Origin of the sequence: Psychrobacter sp. JB193 (assembly GCF_002285555.1) — a bacterium.
In the GTDB taxonomy this organism is placed as follows: domain Bacteria; phylum Pseudomonadota; class Gammaproteobacteria; order Pseudomonadales; family Moraxellaceae; genus Psychrobacter; species Psychrobacter alimentarius.
Map to the genome: position 1 here is coordinate 642,294 of NZ_NRGY01000002.1, position 18,113 is coordinate 660,406.

Genomic DNA, 18,113 nt, shown 5'->3' on the forward strand with positions numbered 1-18,113 from the left:
TCCTTGATAAAATGTTTTGGATGCTTTATTTGATCATCATTTGATCATGGGTAAGTTGAGACCATAATCTTTTGCCGTTTTAATCGCCAACTCATAGCCTGCATCTGCATGACGCATGACACCTGAGCCGCAGTCATTAACCAGTACACGTGACAAGCGTTTGGCGGCTGCATCTGTACCATCAGCGACGATGACCATGCCTGAATGCTGCGAATAACCCATGCCAACACCGCCACCATGATGCAATGATACCCACGTGGCGCCGCCCGCGACATTGAGCATACCGTTTAGGAGCGCCCAGTCAGAGACTGCGTCTGAGCCATCTTTCATGCTTTCGGTTTCGCGGTTTGGACTGGCAACAGAGCCGGTGTCCAAATGGTCACGACCGATGACGATAGGGCCTTTTAGTTCGCCGTTTTTGACCATCTCATTAAACGCCAGACCTGCTTTGTCACGTTCGCCAAGACCTAACCAGCAGATACGGGCAGGTAATCCTTGGAACTGAATGCGCTCTTTTGCCATATCAAGCCAGCGATGAATATGTTGGTTTTCAGGGAACAATTCTTTAATTTTTTGATCCGTTTTATAGATGTCTTCTGGATCACCAGAGAGCGCTACCCAGCGGAAAGGGCCTTTGCCTTGGCAGAAGAGTGGACGAATATAAGCAGGAACGAATCCTGGGAAGTTAAAGGCGTCTTTGACCCCTTCATCAAACGCCACCTGACGGATATTATTGCCATAATCAGTCGCTGGAATATCCATCGCTTGTAGATCTAAAATCGCCTGTACGTGTGTGGCGCAAGACGCTGCTGCCGCTTTGGTGAGTGCGGCGTGTTGCTCTGGATCTTCTTGTGCGGCCTTCCATTCTTCAACCGTCCAGCCACTTGGCAGATAGCCATTGAATAAGTCATGGGCTGAAGTTTGATCGGTGACCAAATCAGGTTTCATGCCGCCAGCACGAGCGCGTTTGACCATCTCAGGCAAGATGTCTGCGGCATTACCAAGTAGAGCGATTGAGACGGCTTCACCCGCGTCAGTATGCTGCTTAATCAATTCATAAGCATGGTCAAGATCGTCCGCTTGTTTATCGACATAACCAGTACGCAGGCGGAAATCGATACTAGACTGCTGGCACTCGATGTTCAATGAGGTTGCGCCAGCAAAGGTTGCCGCTAGTGGCTGTGCGCCGCCCATACCGCCAAGTCCCGCAGTCAAAATCCAGCGTCCTTTCCAGCTGCCATCATAATGCTGACGACCTGCCTCAACGAAGGTTTCGTAAGTACCTTGCACGATGCCTTGCGTACCAATATAAATCCAGCTACCTGCTGTCATTTGACCGTACATAAACAAGTCTTTGCGATCAAGCTCATTGAAGTGCTCCCACGTTGCCCAGCGCGGTACAAGGTTTGAGTTGGCAATCAAGACACGCGGTGCGTTTTCATGCGTTTGAAAAACGCCGACGGGTTTTCCTGACTGCACCAACAACGTCTCGTCATCTTCTAATTCTTTTAATGACGCTAGGATTTGATCATAGCTTTCCCAGTTACGAGCAGCGCGTCCAATACCACCATACACCACAAGACTTTTTGGGTTTTCAGCGACATCAGGATGCAGGTTGTTTTGTAGCATGCGATAAGGCGCTTCGGTCAGCCAGCTTTTGCAATGAAGGGTGCTGCCAGTGGGGGCAGCAATATCACGACTTTCATCACGGCGGGTAAATTCGTTGTTTTTCACTTCTGCGTTTTCGCTGATTCCATTATCGGTCGTCATGATCGTTCCTTGTGTTATCAATACAGTTTTATTAATGCAGGTTTTGAGTGCGATTATTTGAGGTTACTCATAAGTTGTATATACAAATTATCAAAGATACTTTTTTCATGCAAGGATTTTTTTATAAAAATTAGAGTTAATGAAAAAAGGAGCATAACTGATAGAGTGATATGAATAAGAGTTCGCATGATTGTCATGATATTATGGCGCTACTCTTATTAGCGGAACTGACGGTTTAAAACGAATATGACAAAAACAATCCCAGCGTATCAGCGGATTAAAAATGCGATATTAGACAACATCCATTCTGGTAAATGGCAAGCAGGCAAAGCGATCTCGACAGAAATGGCACTAGCAAAAGAGTTTGGTGTATCACGGATGACGGTCAACCGTGCGCTAAAAGAATTGAGCGAAGAGCGGGTATTGGAGCGTCGGCAGGGGTCAGGCACATTTGTCGCCCAGCAGCAGTTTAATCATACCTTTGTAGAAGTACGCAATATCGCTCAGGATTTAAAATCCGCCAATCGTGATTATCAAGCGCAGGTGGTAAGCAAACGTGCCATTACCGCCAATATGCTGGATGATGAGCTGCGCCGTAAGTTTGGTATTGAGACAGCAGAGACATTGTCCGCCCACAGTAAGAATGATGACGTGGCGAATAGCGCTGACGCGACTGTATTGTATGAAGTAAAAATTATTCACTTTGCCGATGGTCAGCCGATTCAGTTTGAAGAGCGCTGGGTCGATGCCAAAAAAGTCCCTGAATTTATTGAGCAAGATTTTAGCGTGGTCAATACCAGCGATTACTTGATTGCCAAAAGCCCACTAGAGCGCGGTAGCTACACCATTCGTGCATTGGCAGCACCAGAGGAGATTGCGACTTTTTTGAAAATCGCACCGCAGTCGCCAACGTTGGTACTGCGTCGCCAGACCTACTCAGCGGGTCAAGTCGTCACCTTTGTAAAAATGTGGCATGCTGGCGATCGTTATCAATTTTCAGGCGAGCTTTGATAAATTGACGCATACTCACTATTTTTGTACGTTTATTCTTTCTGAAGTACGCTACTATATGAACACGTTGCGGTCTAGGCGGTCGTTATAGGCTCAAAATTTGCTATAAAATCGTCTAAACGATTAAAATAATTTAGAAACAGTATTGAAAAATATACTGAGAACCCTTAAATCGGGCAACCAAAGCAAAATAATACGATTCAGATATGTATTGTGATATCTGTCTGCGTAAGGTTTAGATTATTTGCTGGCATTATGACATTGATATAACAGTCTCGACTCATCCATTCACTCTTATAAGGACGTCCTATGAAACGTCGTACTCTCTTAGCCCTTGCTGCTAGTACAGTCCTACTTGCCGCTTGTGGTCAGTCAACTACTACTGAAACTGATACCAAAGCGGCGGACAGTACCGCGACAGGCGGTTCTGATTTGCTGCAACGTATCAATAACGGTGGCACTATCAACGTCGGTACAGAGGGCACTTACCCTCCATTCACGTATCATGACGAGAGTGGCAAGCTCACAGGTTACGATGTAGAAGTGACACGTGCCGTTGCTGAAAAATTGGGCGTCGATGTTGAGTTTAAAGAAACTCAATGGGATGCGATGCTGGCAGGTTTGGACTCAAAACGTTTCGATATGGTGGCTAACCAAGTTAGCTTGACCACGCCAGAGCGTCAAGCGAAGTATGACAAAACTACAGCTTATAGCTGGTCAGGCGCGGTTGTCTTGGCACCGACCGATGACAACCGTTATAGCTCTTGGGAAGGTCTAAAAGGCCTACGTACCGCTCAATCGCTCAGCAGTAACTATGGTGAGTTGGCCCAGCGTTATGGCGCAGAAATCGTCCCTGTCGATGGTATGGCGCAAGCCGTTCAGTTGGTCAAACAAGACCGTGCTGACTTTACGATGAATGACAATCTGGCAGTATTGGATTATCTAAAAAAATTCCCAGATTCAGGTCTTGAGATTAAGCTGACTGCGCCTGCTAGTGAGCAAACTGGCTCAGGTTTGGTACTTATCAAAGGCGATGATGCTGTAGTAGCAAAATTGGATGAAGCGATGGCAGAGCTGCAGGCTGATGGCACGCTGACCAAATTGAGCGAAGAGTTCTTTGGTGCTGATATAAGTAAACAAAAATAATGCTAGGATCTATAATGTCAGTGTCGTGGTTAGCTGAATTATTGGCGTTGTTGCCATTTATGAGCCCTGATCGGGCGCAAATTGTCATCTCGTCTTTTTGGCCAATGCTCAAAGGTGGTATTTATTATTCGATACCACTGGCATTGATTTCATTTACGATTGGTATGATCATTGCGCTGACAGTGGCTTTGATTCGTATCGTGCCACGTGCTGGCTGGTTCCATCAGATCATTTATAGGCTTGCTCGTATCTATGTGTCTGCCATTCGCGGGACACCAATGCTGGTGCAGCTATTTATTATTTTCTACGGACTGCCAAGCGTTGGGGTCAAGCTTGATCCTTTTCCCTCCGCCATTATTGCCTTTTCACTAAATATTGGTGCCTACGCCTCAGAGACGGTACGTGCGTCGATTTTGTCGATTCCAAAAGGACAGTGGGAAGCAGGTTCGACGGTTGGACTTACGTATCTGCAAACGTTTCGTCATGTCATTTTGCCGCAAGCGCTTCGGGTATCCGTACCACCATTATCCAATACATTTATCAGTTTGGTGAAAGACACGTCGTTGGCCTCATTGGTCTTGGTGACAGAGCTGTTCAAACAAGCGCAGATTATCACTGCCCGTAACTATGAGTTTATGCTGGTTTATACCGAAGCGGCGATTATTTATTGGGGTATTTGTCTGTTCCTCACCTTTATCCAAGGTAAGCTTGAAACCAGACTGGATCGTTATGTGGCGAAGTAAAAGCCTATAAACGGTACGAGTATATTTGTCATCACGTGTTATTGCGATTAGCAAAGCAGCTATCAGTACAACAGGAATCTTCATGATCAAAGTCACTAATATTCATAAAGCCTTTGGTAGCAATCAGGTGCTAAAGGGCATCGATTTGACCATTAATAAAGGCAAGGTGGTCGTCATATTAGGGCCTTCAGGATCAGGGAAGACCACTTTTTTACGCTGTCTTAATGCATTAGAGATTCCTGATAAAGGAGTCATTGCGTTTGACGATGGTAGCCTAACCGTTGACTTTGCTACTAAGCCTAAGAAAAACACTTTGCTGGCGTTACAACGTAAGTCAGGTATGGTGTTTCAGTCTTATAATTTGTTTCCCCATAAGACGGCGCTTGAAAATCTGATGCTTGGGCCGACAGTGGTACAAGGACAAAGTAAAGCGCAAGCACGTGAACAGGCGCTGGTATTGCTCAATAAAGTCGGTCTGTCAGATAAAGCTGATCTTTATCCGTTTCAGTTGTCTGGTGGTCAGCAGCAGCGTGTCGGTATTGCACGCGCACTGGCGATTGAACCTTCATTATTATTGTTTGATGAGCCAACCTCTGCGCTGGATCCAGAGCTGGTACAGGATGTCCTTGAGAGTATGAAGCAGCTGGCCTCTGAAGGCTGGACAATGGTTGTGGTGACACACGAGATAAACTTTGCTCGTGATGTGGCGGATCATGTGGTCTTGATTGAAGATGGGGTGGTTGTCGAAGAGGGCAGTGCCAAGCAATTATTTGAGGACTCGCGCCATCCACGTACGCAAGCATTCTTACAGCGTATTGAGCAGTAAACTGTTTATACTGTTATAACGTACTTAGTTATAAAAAAATCATCAGTCGCTTGGCTGGTGATTTTTTTTGTCTATCATTTGAGCTTAATGATTATAGTAGGAGGTAAATTAATATCTATAGCAGGGCTATTCTTTTGTTTTTTCCATAATTGAAAGGTTCATAATAATCGTTAGTGAGAACTTGAACATCAAGCAGTAGGCTGACGATCTCCTCGTTTTGACTTGCTAAAATAGTCACAATGTACTGTATGGTTTACCTATCTAGTAGATTAATCACTTTCTATCTCAATGTCTAACATCTATAACCAGTCTTGTTTGAGCAAGCTCATCAAGATATTGGTCTATGATTTGGGTATTTTCTTTATCCAAATGTGCATCCCATTCATCTAGCATGACAACTGTACTTTGGTCGTCCTCTCTAATTTCTTGAATTTGCTTGATGAGTTGTTGTCCTGTTGAGCCTTTATGGGTTTGATCTGTTTTGTAATTAAAATACAAATTGTGCTTGGCAGGCAAATAGTACGCTTGTTCTTGGTAGTGGTCTTTTAGCTTAAGCAACATACAAGACTTACCAACACCATTACTACCAATCAGCGTTACCCTCCCTTTCTTGGGCAACTGTGTTGAATTAAAAATCTCTCCTGTTTGCTTCACACGTATTTGGTCTGCCTGAATGTAGGTATCTAAATCCACATTGGTAGGTTGTAAAACCTCCAAAATACCATCTAGCATCGTTTTAATAACGCCGATACTGGTATGGTAGCCAATCAAGGCATAGCACATTTGCAATAGCTGAATTTGTCTTGGCAGCGTGGCAATTAGCACCGCCATCGTCGCGGCGTCATTCCAATTTTTATTAAAAATAAAGCCGGTGACTACAAAAACAGGCAGCATGAGTATGATCATGCCTAGGCTTGAATTGATATGCTGGATAGAGGTGGATTTGACACTATTATTCTTTGCGGTCGCAAAGCTTTTTTGAACGATATTATTATAGAGCGTGTAATTATGCTTGTTGAAAATAACAACGTTATCCCAACTGTCAAAAAGTTTAGCGGTTAAGTTCAACCGTGATTGCTGATCTGTTTTGGCAGCGGTTTTTAAAGTATGTCGTCTGAAATGCACAAACATAGAAGCAAAGACAATACCTACTGCATAACCAAGCATTAATGTACTATCTAAAAACCAAGCAATAACGAGCACATTAAATAAGACATTAAAAACCAACGCTGAAATGTCAAAGATACTATCAATGACGGTTTCAAGCGTATAGTTGCTTTCCTGAACAAGTGTTGTCGTTGCTGTACTCTGTAACTCATCGCTTGATAAAAAATAGGTCTTACCTAAAAAAACAGTATGGAAGGTATCGTTGTATAGCTTATGAGCGTCGTACTTAGCGCGCTCCGTATTGGTGACACAGAAATACGCAGGTACATAAACGACCACCAAAGAGGCAGCAAATAGCAGCATATAAGGAAATAAAGGCCCATTTTCAGCAAAACTTTGTGCCAATCGAGCAATAAAATACGTTGATGACGCTACAATAATTTGCTGAATTACTAAAAATATTAATGCTATACGCAGATACTTGTTTGAGATAACTTTATAAATCAAGATTTTTCAATATTCCTTAAGACTGACACACATAAATCTAGCAAATAACAGATGCTTACTGACGTACAATCTGCTGGTTAACTTTTATGGCTCTTTAAGTAGACTCTCAAGTGTTTAAAAATAATGATCAGAAAATCTGGCTATGGATACAACTCTTTATTAATAGACTATTATCGATTAAAATAAGTAATTCTACAATGGAAATAATACTTTTTAATGTCAGAGTCAACTTTAATAATCAGCTCTTATTACCCCAATAGAGACTTGAGTCTCCAGAGCAAATGACTGACAATCAAGCTAGATTAAGGTTTAAATATTTAGAGTATTGATGACGGAAATAATAATTTTTTAATTATAAGTGTCGATAATAGTCAACATACTCATTACAAAGTGATTCATCTGTCAGGATAAATATAATGAAAATTGAAATACGTCATGCCGAGCCAGAAGATGCAGACGCGTTGCAAGCCATTCATGCCGATGAGGCCTTATATACAAATACTTTGCAGTTGCCTATGCCGTCCAAGACCCTATGGCGCAAGCGACTGGCAGATATACCTGACAATATGCATATGTTAGTGGCTGAAATTGAAGGTGAAGTGGTGGGAAGTCTCGGGCTTCAGATTATGACATCAAAGCGTCAACGCCATGTAGCAAGCTTTGGGGTCAGTGTAAAAACAGCTTCACAAGGCAAAGGTGTGGGTCGAGCGCTTATAAACGCAGCGCTGGATTTGGCTGATAATTGGTTAGATATAAGGCGTATCGAGATTACTACTTATACTGACAACACTGGAGCCATCAGTTTATATAAAAGCTTGGGCTTTGTAATAGAAGGTGAGATGGTGGATTATGCTTATCGCAACGGTGAGTATGTCAATGCTTATCAGATGGCAAGAATTCGAAAAGTTAAAAATGGATAACACTGATAAATATCGTTTCTAAAATAGCTTACTTCCGTATTATTGATAAATATAAAAAGCCACCGTAAAAAATATTTACCCTAATAGTTAACTATGGAGTGCCACATGTTTTTTACGCGTAAGGCAACCCAGAGTGATGTATCAGATATTGCTCACATTCACTTTGAAAGTTGGAATGCTACGTATTCGAACCTTTTACCTAAAACGTATAGAGACAAAGAAAATAACTTATCTCAAAAAATGGAAATGTGGGAGAAGCTGCTACCTAGATCTGATGTGAATACATGGATAGTATATGATGCTGAGGATACAACTGTAGGGTTTATTTCTTACTTTAAGAAAGATCACAAATGTGAAATAACTACTTTGTATCTTTTACCGCAATACCAAAATTTAGGGATAGGTACTAAGTTAATGAACGCAGTCCTAATTGACGCTTCTCAATATAATAGCTGCTCTAGTCTATCTTTATGGGTGTTAAGAACCAATCTATCTGCGATCAGGTTCTATGAGAAATTTGGTTTTGAGTCTGACGGCCAATGTGACGAAGAGCTATATGAGGACGCCAAAATAATAGATATTAGAATGGTAAAGCCACTTTAGTATCTATTATTTTAAATGTATCCAGTGGCTGTATAGTGACTAGCAGAGTTATTAAATTAGGAATAAAGAGAATATCTTTTAACTTGAAAGGTTTAACTAATGAATAAAATATTAAGCTCAATGGTTATAGCTTTTATTCTTACTGGGTGTGCGTCTACTAAAGTTGCGTAACTCATTTTTATAAGTTATCAATGTATGCAATAAATCTATTCTCAAGATTAGGATGCGCTCTAATCAATCCACAAAAAGTAGTCTTTTTCTCGGCTGTCATTTTTTCGAATAAAGCAGACTTTTTCGGCCTGCGTTCTTGGTTGATGCTGAGCATTGGCACCGCAGTCTTTTGATCGCTGTTTGATCCATTGAATCTGTTCTTGCTTTAAGTCAGCTTCCATATGCTCATCGTATAACCGTCTGACTTCATTTCGCGTGATTCTATAGCTTTTATTTAACGCTTTATCGGATGCAGTATATTTACTATCAATAAGAGCCGCTTGCGAAACCAATGGTATATAGGTCGAGTTTTCTTTATAAGTGACGGAACTACCATCTAACGTCCACTCATTGCCTGCACGTATCTTTTTATCGATAGGGTTTATAAAGCCTTTGATACCGTTACCTTCAAACTGATAACCCTGAAAGCCACATGGCGTCACGCCATCGTTACATAAGCTATGCTTGGTCTTGGCAGGGTAAAGTTTGACGCTATAGGGCGACTTATTATCGATACTCTTATCGTATGGTTTTATATGCCACAAGCGCTGCAAATCAGGGGCAACCAGTAGCATGTTATCGCACGTCACACTGCCTTCTTCGCAATCTTCATAAAGGTTGAGGCGTTGCCCTTGTACGTCCATTCCTAATACAAAGTTTGCTTCTACAGGTATTACTGCTGCACTAAAAGACGCGGCTAATAAAAGACTGACACTAACGCCAGCCTGTTTTAATAAGCGAAACCTACATCGGTGAAAGACACGCATCATGGGTTCATACCTGCTGTAAAAAGTTCGTGAGCAAACGTTTGGCCCCTTCAGTTGCAAAGGATTCAGGATGAAATTGCACCCCTTGAATGGGATAGTCTTTGTGCTGTAGTCCCATAATCTCGTCACCAGCCAGTGCCGATTCACTCAAGCTGAGAGTGTTATGATCGTCATTGGCGACGACAGCAGTGACTGTCAAACACTCTGGCAACGTATTTGCTTGCACCATGAGTGAGTGATAACGCATGATCTCAAGCTCTTGTGGCAAGTCTTGGTAGATACCAGTACCATTATGGCGAATCGATGAGACCTTGCCATGCATCGGTAGGCTGGCACGAACCACGTCGCCGCCAAACACATGGGCGATGCCCTGCATCCCTAAGCAAACGCCCAATAATGGCGTCGTCTTGCCCATGACTTCGATCACCTCGCTACACACACCAAAATAAGCAGGATCGTCTGGCGCACCAGGGCCGGGCGAGATAATGATTCGATCCAAGTTCATCGCTTGCACATCGGCTAAAGTAATCTCGTTATTGCGTTTGACGATGACATTTGCCGCTTGACTGTCATCCATGGTTTGTAAAATCTCACCAATGTATTGATAAAGATTAAAAGTAAACGAGTCGTAGTTGTCGATAATTAAAACATTCATGATTGATAAACTCTTTGTGAAATGTGGTCAATTTATGGGTTCATAAAGCTGTCTAAGACCACTTTCATCGCTGACAGTTTACGCTGAATTTCTAAATACTCATCGGCTGGATTGGAGTCGTAGACGTTGCCACCGCACGTTTGTGCGTAGGCGGACTCACCATTGATAAACAGACTGCGAATAGGAATGGCAAAAATGCAGTCACCGTTAAAATTGAACGAGCCTAATGCACCACCGTAAGCACCGCGACCGTCTGGTTCCAGCTCGTTGATCACTTTGATGGCCTCAATTTTTGGCGCCCCTGATAGAGTGCCTGCAGGGAAATTGCTGGCAAGCGCACTGAACATATCTTCATTGGGATGTAAGATACCAACGATTTCAGAAGAGATATGCTGTACGTGAGAGAAGCGCTTGATGTCCATCAAACTGCGCACTTTTACTGTACCAAATTGTGCCACACGGCCAATATCATTGCGATGCAGATCGACCAGCATATTGTGCTCAGCAATCTCTTTGGCATCATTGAGCAAGGCGCGGGCAAGTTTGCGATCTTCGATCACATCGACGCCACGCTTGGCCGTCCCTGCTAAAGGATAGGTTTCCATCTCGCCTTGACGCAAGCGGAACAATAACTCAGGAGATGCCCCAATAATGCATTGCTGGCTAAATTTCATAAAGTACATATGCGGTGATGGGTTGACGGTACGCAGTTTTTCATAAATGGGCATCTTGTCGCCAGCGATACGGTATTTAGACTTAAACCCCACTTCACACTGAAAGATACGTCCAGAAACGATGTCTTCTTTGACTTGCATGACTGCTTTTGCATGTTCTTCTTGACTCATGCCATCACCTAAGAATTCGACGCTGGGCGGCTTATAGTTTGGTATGGGTGCATCAAGTAGGTTTTTGATTTGCTCGATGCGATTGTCTTGCTGAGCGGTCGGGTAATAAAAATAGAAAATCTCACCTGTCATTTTGTCCAGCGTCAAACCATCTAAATACACCCCAAACTTGAACGGTTCAAAACCTTCGCTCGACTTAGCATTGAGACTGGGCTCAAAGAAATTCACACAGTCGTAACCCAAATAGCCGACCAGACCGCCACTTTGATCGCGCGCAATTACATGCTGCGGGGTGATCTTACGCAGCAGCTCATAGGGATTGTCAGTTTGATAATGCGTGGTTTCTGCCGTTTTATTGTCAGTAATGGCAAGCGTGGTGCGATCAATAGCTGCAATGGTCATAATCGGATCAAAACCAATGGCATGATGGCGTGAAATATGACTGTCTTCGCCCAGTGACTCAAGCAAATAGCAGGTATCAAACTCGCGCTCAATACGTTTGAATAGCGCAAAGAAATCGATATCTTGCGTCAGTTTTATGCGTTGCGGCTTACTAGGGATATCAATCAATGCTGGCTGTACAGGTGTAGCATGAAAAGAGCTCATAACGACTTCCGGAATAGTTCAAATGGGTAATAAATAAAATAAGAGAAACGGGGAGAGTATGGTTTAGCCCCTTACTGACTCTGTCTGTGTGTGGCTAGTAAAGCGCTGACATCATGGTGTTGAATGGCTTTGGCTCCTCGTGAGACGGTCGCAATACCAACGCCCAATTGCTCAGAAATATCACGCTGGGTGACACCGCGTTCGAGCAAGTCAAAAATACGGATACGATTCGCAATCTCGTGCTGCTCTTTCTCCGTCAGTAGCGCTGTCAATAATACTTCGATATCAGACTTGTCGTGACAAGTGGCTAAATGGGTCAGAAGGCTTTGATAGGGATCAGTATTCATAATATTGGGTCTTAATAAAAAAGAATAACTATCTTGTATCAGTATTCTAGTACAGTAGTACAAAAAACGCAAGTGATAAGCAAACTGGAGTACTATGCCAATAGTGGCTGAAAAGGTGTTCTGGTAGTAATTAGATGAGCGAGAGCATCAATAAAAGGAAGGTGGTCGGTGTTTGGCTTTAAAACCCAGGCCTTTACACCGTATCGACAATCACTGGCCGACCTTGATGATTTAGGACGGTGACATCAACGTTATAGAGCGCTTTCATGGTCTCTTTGGTCAGAACATCGACGGGCTTGCCAACCGCCATCACTTGTCCTGCTTTCATCGTGACTACGGTATCAGCAAATTGTGCCGCTTGATTGATATCATGGAGAACAATCACCACGGTTTTTTGTTGACTATGACTGACCTCTCGTAGCTCACGCATCAAACGGCCCGCATGATACATGTCCAAGTTATTAAGCGGTTCATCTAGCAACAAATAAGGCGTATCTTGGCAAACGATCATCGCAATCAATACTCGTTGGCGCTGACCACCCGACAAGGTTGATAAAAACCGATCAGCCAAAGAAGTCAGCTCAAAGCGCTCGATGATTTCTTGTACTTTTTGCTGGTCACTAGCAGTGGGCTGCCCTTGATGATAAGGATAGCGCCCGAACATCAATAGCTCATGCACACGCAATCGCCCTTGGACATGGTTTTCTTGTCCAAGCATCGCAACCGTTTTAGATAATGTTCTCGCATGGCAAGTGGCAATATCGTGTTCGCCGAAGCAGACTTGTCCTGACTGTATAGGTTGCAAGCGTGACATAACAGAAAATAAAGTAGATTTACCCGCGCCATTGGGGCCAATCAATGCGATGACTTGCGCGCTTGGCAAAGATAATGTTACATCATTTAAGATTTGCTGTTTGCCAATATGGTACGAGATATTATCTATTTTAATCATAGGGATTCTTGTTTTAGCGAATAGTAAAAATTTTACGTTGATAATGAGTTCTTCAGTACTAACGACACGGTACTTGTGGCGATTGGTGTTGGCGACTGTTGTGGCGGCTATTTTTAATGACGCTACCTTTAACGATGTTTAGTCATAAAAATCAATAATAAAAATACCAGACCGCCTGCTAGCTCAATGACAACCGACAGTACGCCTGCCATGCCCAGTATTTGCTCAAATATGGTTTGACCAAGCACCAGACAAATCATCGCAACTAAGCTGACCAATATTAATCGCTCACTATGATACATATTGCGAGCAAGACGATTGGTAAGAGCACAAACCAACAAACCAAAAAAGGTCACTGGTCCGACGAGTGCAGTAGCTGTAGCGACTAATACTGCGATGACGGTAAGCAGACCAAAGGCCAGACGTTGATAGTTAATGCCAAGATTGGTGGCTTGTGCTTTGCCTAGCATTAATACATCGCATTGATAACGCCAACGCCAAACAAACAAGCCCGTGATGCCGCAGATAACCACGCTGATGCCAAGCAGTTGTGAATTCACAGTATTAAATTGGGCGTAGCTGGCCGACTGTACCACGACGAAATCATCAGGATTAATCAGCCGTGCAATCAAGGCTGACAAACTACGAAACAACACACCAAAGATAACACCTACCAATATCAGGCGCGTCAAATCTTGGCTGGTTTTTGAAAATAACAGTTGAAACAACAACATGGATGCGCCAAACATGAGAAAAATCTCAAGCATAAATTTGGCAATAGGATCGATACTGGTGAAACTGATAGCACCCAAGAAAAAAACCAGCACGCTTTGCAGCAAGACATATAGGGAGTCGAAGCCCAATAGAGAAGGCGTCAAAATAGGATTGTGTGTCAAGGTTTGAAACAGTAAGGTTGACACGCCGATAGCGTATCCGACCACCATCAAAGCCAGCAGTTTTTTACCGCGTAGGGGTAGGGCAAAATCCCAATATCCATTAACGTTGAGTGTTAAAAATAACGTCATCGCAATCACTAATATGATAGAGGCGACGGACTTTGGATGATCAACTATTAACGCCCAAAACCGGGTAAGGTGTTTTTGCCAAGTGGGAAAAGCGCCATGATGCTTGTCTGTGTCGCTCTTTTGTGCAGCGCTAGGCGTAGACGATGAAAACATGGATAAATCCTATAGTGTCACGCTTATCTAATCAGATAAAAGGACAATGACAGTCATAAAATAAGTCATAAGACCTCAAATAATAAGGTCTATGCATAGAGTATTTGCTATGCGATGTCGAACGAATCAGGTATTACAATCACTGATAAACGATTCATTCGCTGAGTACCGCAAAAAACATAGTTATTGCTCAGCAGGGGCACGCAGCAGCAACCATAAGAACAGCACCGTACCGACCACGCCAAACACAGTCGCGACAGGCACTTCAAATGGATAACGAATAGAGCGTCCGATAATATCGCACAGTAGGACGGCTGATGCCCCCAACAAGGCGACGGCTGGTAAACTGCGACGTAACTTATCCCCCATCAATCGGCTGACGATATTGGGCACCACCAACCCAATAAAGGGAATCATACCAACAGTCACCACGACCACCGCACTCATCATGGCCACCATACCAACACCAAGCCAAGTGACTTGGCGCTTGCTAATGCCTAGGTTCAGCGCGATGTTGTCACCAAGCCCGACGATGGTCAGTTTATCAGCGATAATATAAGCAAGAACGCACAACCCACCAGTCAGCCATAGCAATTCATAACGACCTGCTAAAACACCTGAAAAATCTCCAAACTGCCAAACGCTGAGCATCTGTAATGTCTCGGTTTGATATGCAATAAAGGTCGTCACAGCCTCAATAATACCGCCAAAAACGATGCCAATGAGTGGAATCATTAAAAAATCAGTGGGCGGAATACGGTGAATGAGCGCCATAAAAACCATCATGCCAATGACGGCCGAAAAGGTAGCCACGCCCATTTTTATGATGAGGGCGCTCGCTGGGAACAATAGGCTGACTACCAATAACCCAAGAGCTGCACTTTGGGTAGCACCGACCATAGAAGGCTCAACGAAGCGGTTTTTTAGTACCACTTGGATGATCATTCCAGCCACTGCCATTGCAACCCCTGTCAATATAATGGCAAGGGTACGTGGTATCCGGCTGACAAGAAGAAGCGAGCTATCAGAATTGGCGCTATGGTTGAGTAAGCTGTGAAAAATACCTGACCACGAAAAATCTGCCACGCCGATAGATAAACTCAATAAAACCAAAAGCCCCATAAAAATGAGGCTACCTAGGTTGATTAACCAAGGTGGTATGGCGGCACGTCGAGGTTTGGTAATTAAGGCTTTATCAGCCTCTCTTTGCCAGTTGGATGAAGCTGCTGACAAAGGTGAGCTGGGTTTCACGCTGGTATGAGCACGATGTGAAAATAACGACATAGTGGCTACTGGCTTAGAAAGTGAAAGATTGTAACTAAAGTTTAGAGCCATGGCTCAAACAGTAATTACGTTTATTTGGCAGCAGCAAACGCATCTTTAATCGTGGTCAAATCTTTAATCCACTGGTAATAGCCACCAAAAGCAAGATAAGAATCTGGGCTAAGGTAGACCACTTGGTCCTTACTCCACGCATTGGTTTGCGCAACCAATGGATTGTCTAATACGGCTTTGGCACCTGCACCATCTTCACCAATGGCGGCACTACGATCAATGATAAATAACCAGTCTGGATTGGTCTTTTGTAAATACTCAAAAGAGACAGGCTGACCATGACTGGCATCTTTAATCTGATTATCTGCCATAGGTACACCCAGTACGGTATGTATGAAGCCGAAACGTGATTTTTCACCATAAGCGGACATTTTATTGCCATTGACCATCACAACCAAGCCTGTCCCTTTATCCTTGGTCAAGACTTTAGTTTCATCAATAAGGCTGTCAATGTCTCCTTGCAATTTTGCCGCTTGATCACTTTTGCCAAACAAAGCACCCAAGTCATGCAAACGCTGTTTACTGGATTCATAGATTTTTGTTGTATCAATGGTCATATCAAGTGTTGGAGCGATACTTGACAAGGCATCATATTTTTCGGCCATACGTGAGCCAACTAAAATAGCTTGTGGCTTCATCGCGTTCAACGCTTCAAGATCCGGCTCAAAAACAGTACCGACACTTTTGGGTTCAGGCTGTGTTTTTGCCTGTAAATTATCTAATCTCAGGTTGCTTGGCATACCATCAACGGCCACATCAAGTGCGGCCAAATCTTGTAACAGACTCATGTCATAAACAACAAAGGGTGAAGGGTTGATCGCCAAATCAACCTTTCCTTTTACCGTGTCTACTGAGACAGTTTGAGCAGAAACAGCATCATTATTAGCAACATTCGAGGCGGCATCAGCAGTCGGGTTTTCAGTGTTGGCATCTGCAGGCTCAGAATCGTTAGACTCAGGTGAACTACAGCCTGTCACACTAACCGTTGCTATGAGTGCTGTTATAACCACAGTCAATAACGGACGCTTGAATAAAGGAAGCGGGGAGCGATTAGAAAACAAAGTAAGAGACATAGATAACTCGGCATATCGGATAGTTAGGCAATAGGTGAATAACGTATTTGCCAATAAAAATAAAAAAATCTGCTTGGTATGATGTAAAACGAAGCAAGATCAGAAATAGGGTGTTAAGAATTATTGGTTCTATTGTTAAAGTTTGCTGCCGCTCATATTTTTAGTAACTTAAAGATCTGAACCTAACAATAGGGACAACGAATCAGTGGCCATGATAGATTAATTGAGATTCATTATCAACGGTAATGATAATGATTTTTATTAACACTACGAACGTTATTTTTTTATGTTATTGTTAAATAGAAAGTTTTGATAAAATAACAGAATTTTAATGTACTGCTTTTCTTTAACACATTCAGACTGTATTCGATATTAATGGTAGGTTTGAGTAAATTATCATAAATTATTATTGATAATAATTATCGTTTGCATTATTATCTACACCATTCTATTTTGGTTAATTAATATTAGGGTGTTATGAGTTCAACGGATTTAGAAGCGCCATCACGTAAACTGTTATTCGCAGCTATCATTATAGTTTTGGCGTTGCATGTGTTGACGGTGATCGCATTAGCGGCTATCAAAACTCCTGAATTAAAAGTTGAAAATAAAAATGACGCATCACCTATTGAGATAGAGCTTGTATCGTTACCAGCTGAAACGGCGACACCAGTGGCAGAAGTAAAGGCTGCTCCTAAGGAGGAACCGAGACCTCCAGTTGTAGAGCAGCCGCAGCCAGAACCTAAGCCTGTCGAACAACCTAAGCCAAAAACCCCAGCAAAGCCGGTAGTGACAGAAACGAAGGTTCAGCCTAAAGCAACGCCTAAAGAACCAGTAAAAAAACAAGAAACTAAAGAAAAGCCAAAAGAGCCATTGGTAGATCCCAAGATCGCTGAGGCTGCTGCGAATGAGCAACGCAAACTCATCGCTGCACAAGCAGAAAGAGCCGCTCAACAAGCGCAGGCGCAAGCTGCTCGCGAAGCCCAAGCAAATCGTGACGCGCAAGCGCAAGCTGCTCGTGAGGCTCAAGCCCAAGCTGCGAGAGATGCACAGGCTGCTAGAGCTGCGGCAGAGGCAAAAGCTGCAAAAGAAGCAGCCGCGCGTGCACAGGCCGAAGCCGCCGCTAAAGCAGCAGCTGCGGCCAGTAATACACCAGTGAATTTTACTGCGACCAATGCCAACTGGGCATCTGCACCAAACTTCAGCTTCCCTGATCGCGCAGCACGTAGAGCCAGCCCAGGTGATGTGTTAGAAGTGGTCTTGGTGTTAAGAGTGAATAAGCAGGGCGGTATTGATAGTGTCAATGTTGCTAAGTCATCAGGTAATACGCTACTAGACAAAGAAGCCCAGCGCCAAGTACGTTCTGGTAAATTTAAACCATTTATGAAAAATGGTGTACCAGTTGTCGGCAACGTGACACTACCGATTGCTTATAAAGTACCATAAATACAAAATCATAATAACAGCCACTATATGCGTGGCTGAAATATATGCAGTAAATCAAAAGCAAAA

General features: G+C 43.3%; 17 protein-coding genes. 7 read left to right on the forward strand and 10 right to left on the reverse strand.

The genetic code is table 11. The features are described 5' to 3' along the window. Positions 1-36: 36 nt before the first annotated feature. Positions 37-1,770, reverse strand: coding sequence for a urocanate hydratase (gene hutU, locus CIK80_RS10535; RefSeq protein WP_095569950.1), 1,734 nt, complete (start codon positions 1,768-1,770; stop codon positions 37-39). A 246-nt stretch (positions 1,771-2,016) separates the two neighbouring features. Here hutU and CIK80_RS10540 point away from each other — a divergent pair, with 246 nt between their 5' ends. From CIK80_RS10540 to CIK80_RS10555, 4 genes are all read left to right on the forward strand, one after another. Beyond that, entirely contained in the window at positions 2,017-2,781 is a 765-nt protein-coding gene (locus CIK80_RS10540; protein ID WP_095569951.1) for a UTRA domain-containing protein, read from the forward strand. Positions 2,782-3,090: 309 nt separating this feature from the next. Then, positions 3,091-3,927, forward strand: a complete 837-nt coding sequence (locus CIK80_RS10545; RefSeq protein WP_095569952.1) for an amino acid ABC transporter substrate-binding protein — start codon at positions 3,091-3,093, stop codon at positions 3,925-3,927. A 59-nt stretch (positions 3,928-3,986) separates the two neighbouring features. Beyond that, complete coding sequence (locus CIK80_RS10550) at positions 3,987-4,670, forward strand: amino acid ABC transporter permease (protein ID WP_179207221.1); 684 nt, start codon at positions 3,987-3,989, stop codon at positions 4,668-4,670. An 82-nt stretch (positions 4,671-4,752) separates the two neighbouring features. Next, the gene (locus tag CIK80_RS10555; RefSeq protein WP_095569953.1) at positions 4,753-5,496 is read left to right on the forward strand and encodes an amino acid ABC transporter ATP-binding protein; all 744 of its coding nucleotides are present in this window, start codon (positions 4,753-4,755) and stop codon (positions 5,494-5,496) included. Positions 5,497-5,781: 285 nt separating this feature from the next. Here the strand turns inward: CIK80_RS10555 and CIK80_RS10560 are convergent, their stop codons facing one another. Next, on the reverse strand, positions 5,782-7,110 hold the full coding sequence (locus tag CIK80_RS10560; protein ID WP_095569954.1) for a hypothetical protein: 1,329 nt from the start codon (positions 7,108-7,110) through the stop codon (positions 5,782-5,784). Between the two features lie 416 nt (positions 7,111-7,526). Here CIK80_RS10560 and CIK80_RS10565 point away from each other — a divergent pair, with 416 nt between their 5' ends. After that, on the forward strand, positions 7,527-8,030 hold the full coding sequence (locus CIK80_RS10565) for a GNAT family N-acetyltransferase (RefSeq protein ID WP_179288368.1): 504 nt from the start codon (positions 7,527-7,529) through the stop codon (positions 8,028-8,030). A 105-nt stretch (positions 8,031-8,135) separates the two neighbouring features. Further along, positions 8,136-8,633: a GNAT family N-acetyltransferase gene (locus tag CIK80_RS10570; protein WP_095569956.1), complete on the forward strand. Its 498-nt coding sequence runs from the start codon at positions 8,136-8,138 to the stop codon at positions 8,631-8,633. 230 nt (positions 8,634-8,863) lie between these two features. On the opposite strand, the gene CIK80_RS10575 is transcribed toward CIK80_RS10570, so the two are convergent. From CIK80_RS10575 to CIK80_RS10610, 8 genes are all read right to left on the reverse strand, one after another. Then, positions 8,864-9,613 carry a lysozyme inhibitor LprI family protein gene (locus CIK80_RS10575; protein WP_095569957.1) on the reverse strand — a complete coding sequence of 250 codons (750 nt, stop codon included), beginning with the start codon at positions 9,611-9,613 and terminating at the stop codon, positions 8,864-8,866. Between the two features lie 4 nt (positions 9,614-9,617). Further along, positions 9,618-10,265 (reverse strand): aminodeoxychorismate/anthranilate synthase component II, encoded by a 648-nt coding sequence (locus CIK80_RS10580; protein ID WP_095569958.1) that lies wholly within the window; start codon positions 10,263-10,265, stop codon positions 9,618-9,620. 32 nt (positions 10,266-10,297) lie between these two features. Further along, positions 10,298-11,716, reverse strand: a complete 1,419-nt coding sequence (locus CIK80_RS10585) for an anthranilate synthase component I family protein (RefSeq protein ID WP_095569959.1) — start codon at positions 11,714-11,716, stop codon at positions 10,298-10,300. Between the two features lie 71 nt (positions 11,717-11,787). Next, a complete protein-coding gene (locus tag CIK80_RS10590; protein WP_095569960.1) occupies positions 11,788-12,063 on the reverse strand; it encodes a Trp family transcriptional regulator in 276 nt (91 codons plus the stop codon). Between the two features lie 193 nt (positions 12,064-12,256). Beyond that, positions 12,257-13,015: an ATP-binding cassette domain-containing protein gene (locus CIK80_RS10595; RefSeq protein ID WP_095569961.1), complete on the reverse strand. Its 759-nt coding sequence runs from the start codon at positions 13,013-13,015 to the stop codon at positions 12,257-12,259. 128 nt (positions 13,016-13,143) lie between these two features. After that, positions 13,144-14,193 carry an iron chelate uptake ABC transporter family permease subunit gene (locus CIK80_RS10600; protein ID WP_095569962.1) on the reverse strand — a complete coding sequence of 350 codons (1,050 nt, stop codon included), beginning with the start codon at positions 14,191-14,193 and terminating at the stop codon, positions 13,144-13,146. A 183-nt stretch (positions 14,194-14,376) separates the two neighbouring features. Continuing rightward, positions 14,377-15,477, reverse strand: coding sequence for an iron chelate uptake ABC transporter family permease subunit (locus CIK80_RS10605; RefSeq protein WP_095569963.1), 1,101 nt, complete (start codon positions 15,475-15,477; stop codon positions 14,377-14,379). A gap of 71 nt (positions 15,478-15,548) precedes the next feature. Further along, a complete protein-coding gene (locus CIK80_RS10610) occupies positions 15,549-16,601 on the reverse strand; it encodes a siderophore ABC transporter substrate-binding protein (protein WP_062845242.1) in 1,053 nt (350 codons plus the stop codon). Between the two features lie 477 nt (positions 16,602-17,078). Here CIK80_RS10610 and CIK80_RS10615 point away from each other — a divergent pair, with 477 nt between their 5' ends. After that, positions 17,079-18,047, forward strand: a complete 969-nt coding sequence (locus CIK80_RS10615) for an energy transducer TonB (protein ID WP_095569964.1) — start codon at positions 17,079-17,081, stop codon at positions 18,045-18,047. The last annotated feature ends 66 nt before the right edge of the window (positions 18,048-18,113 follow it).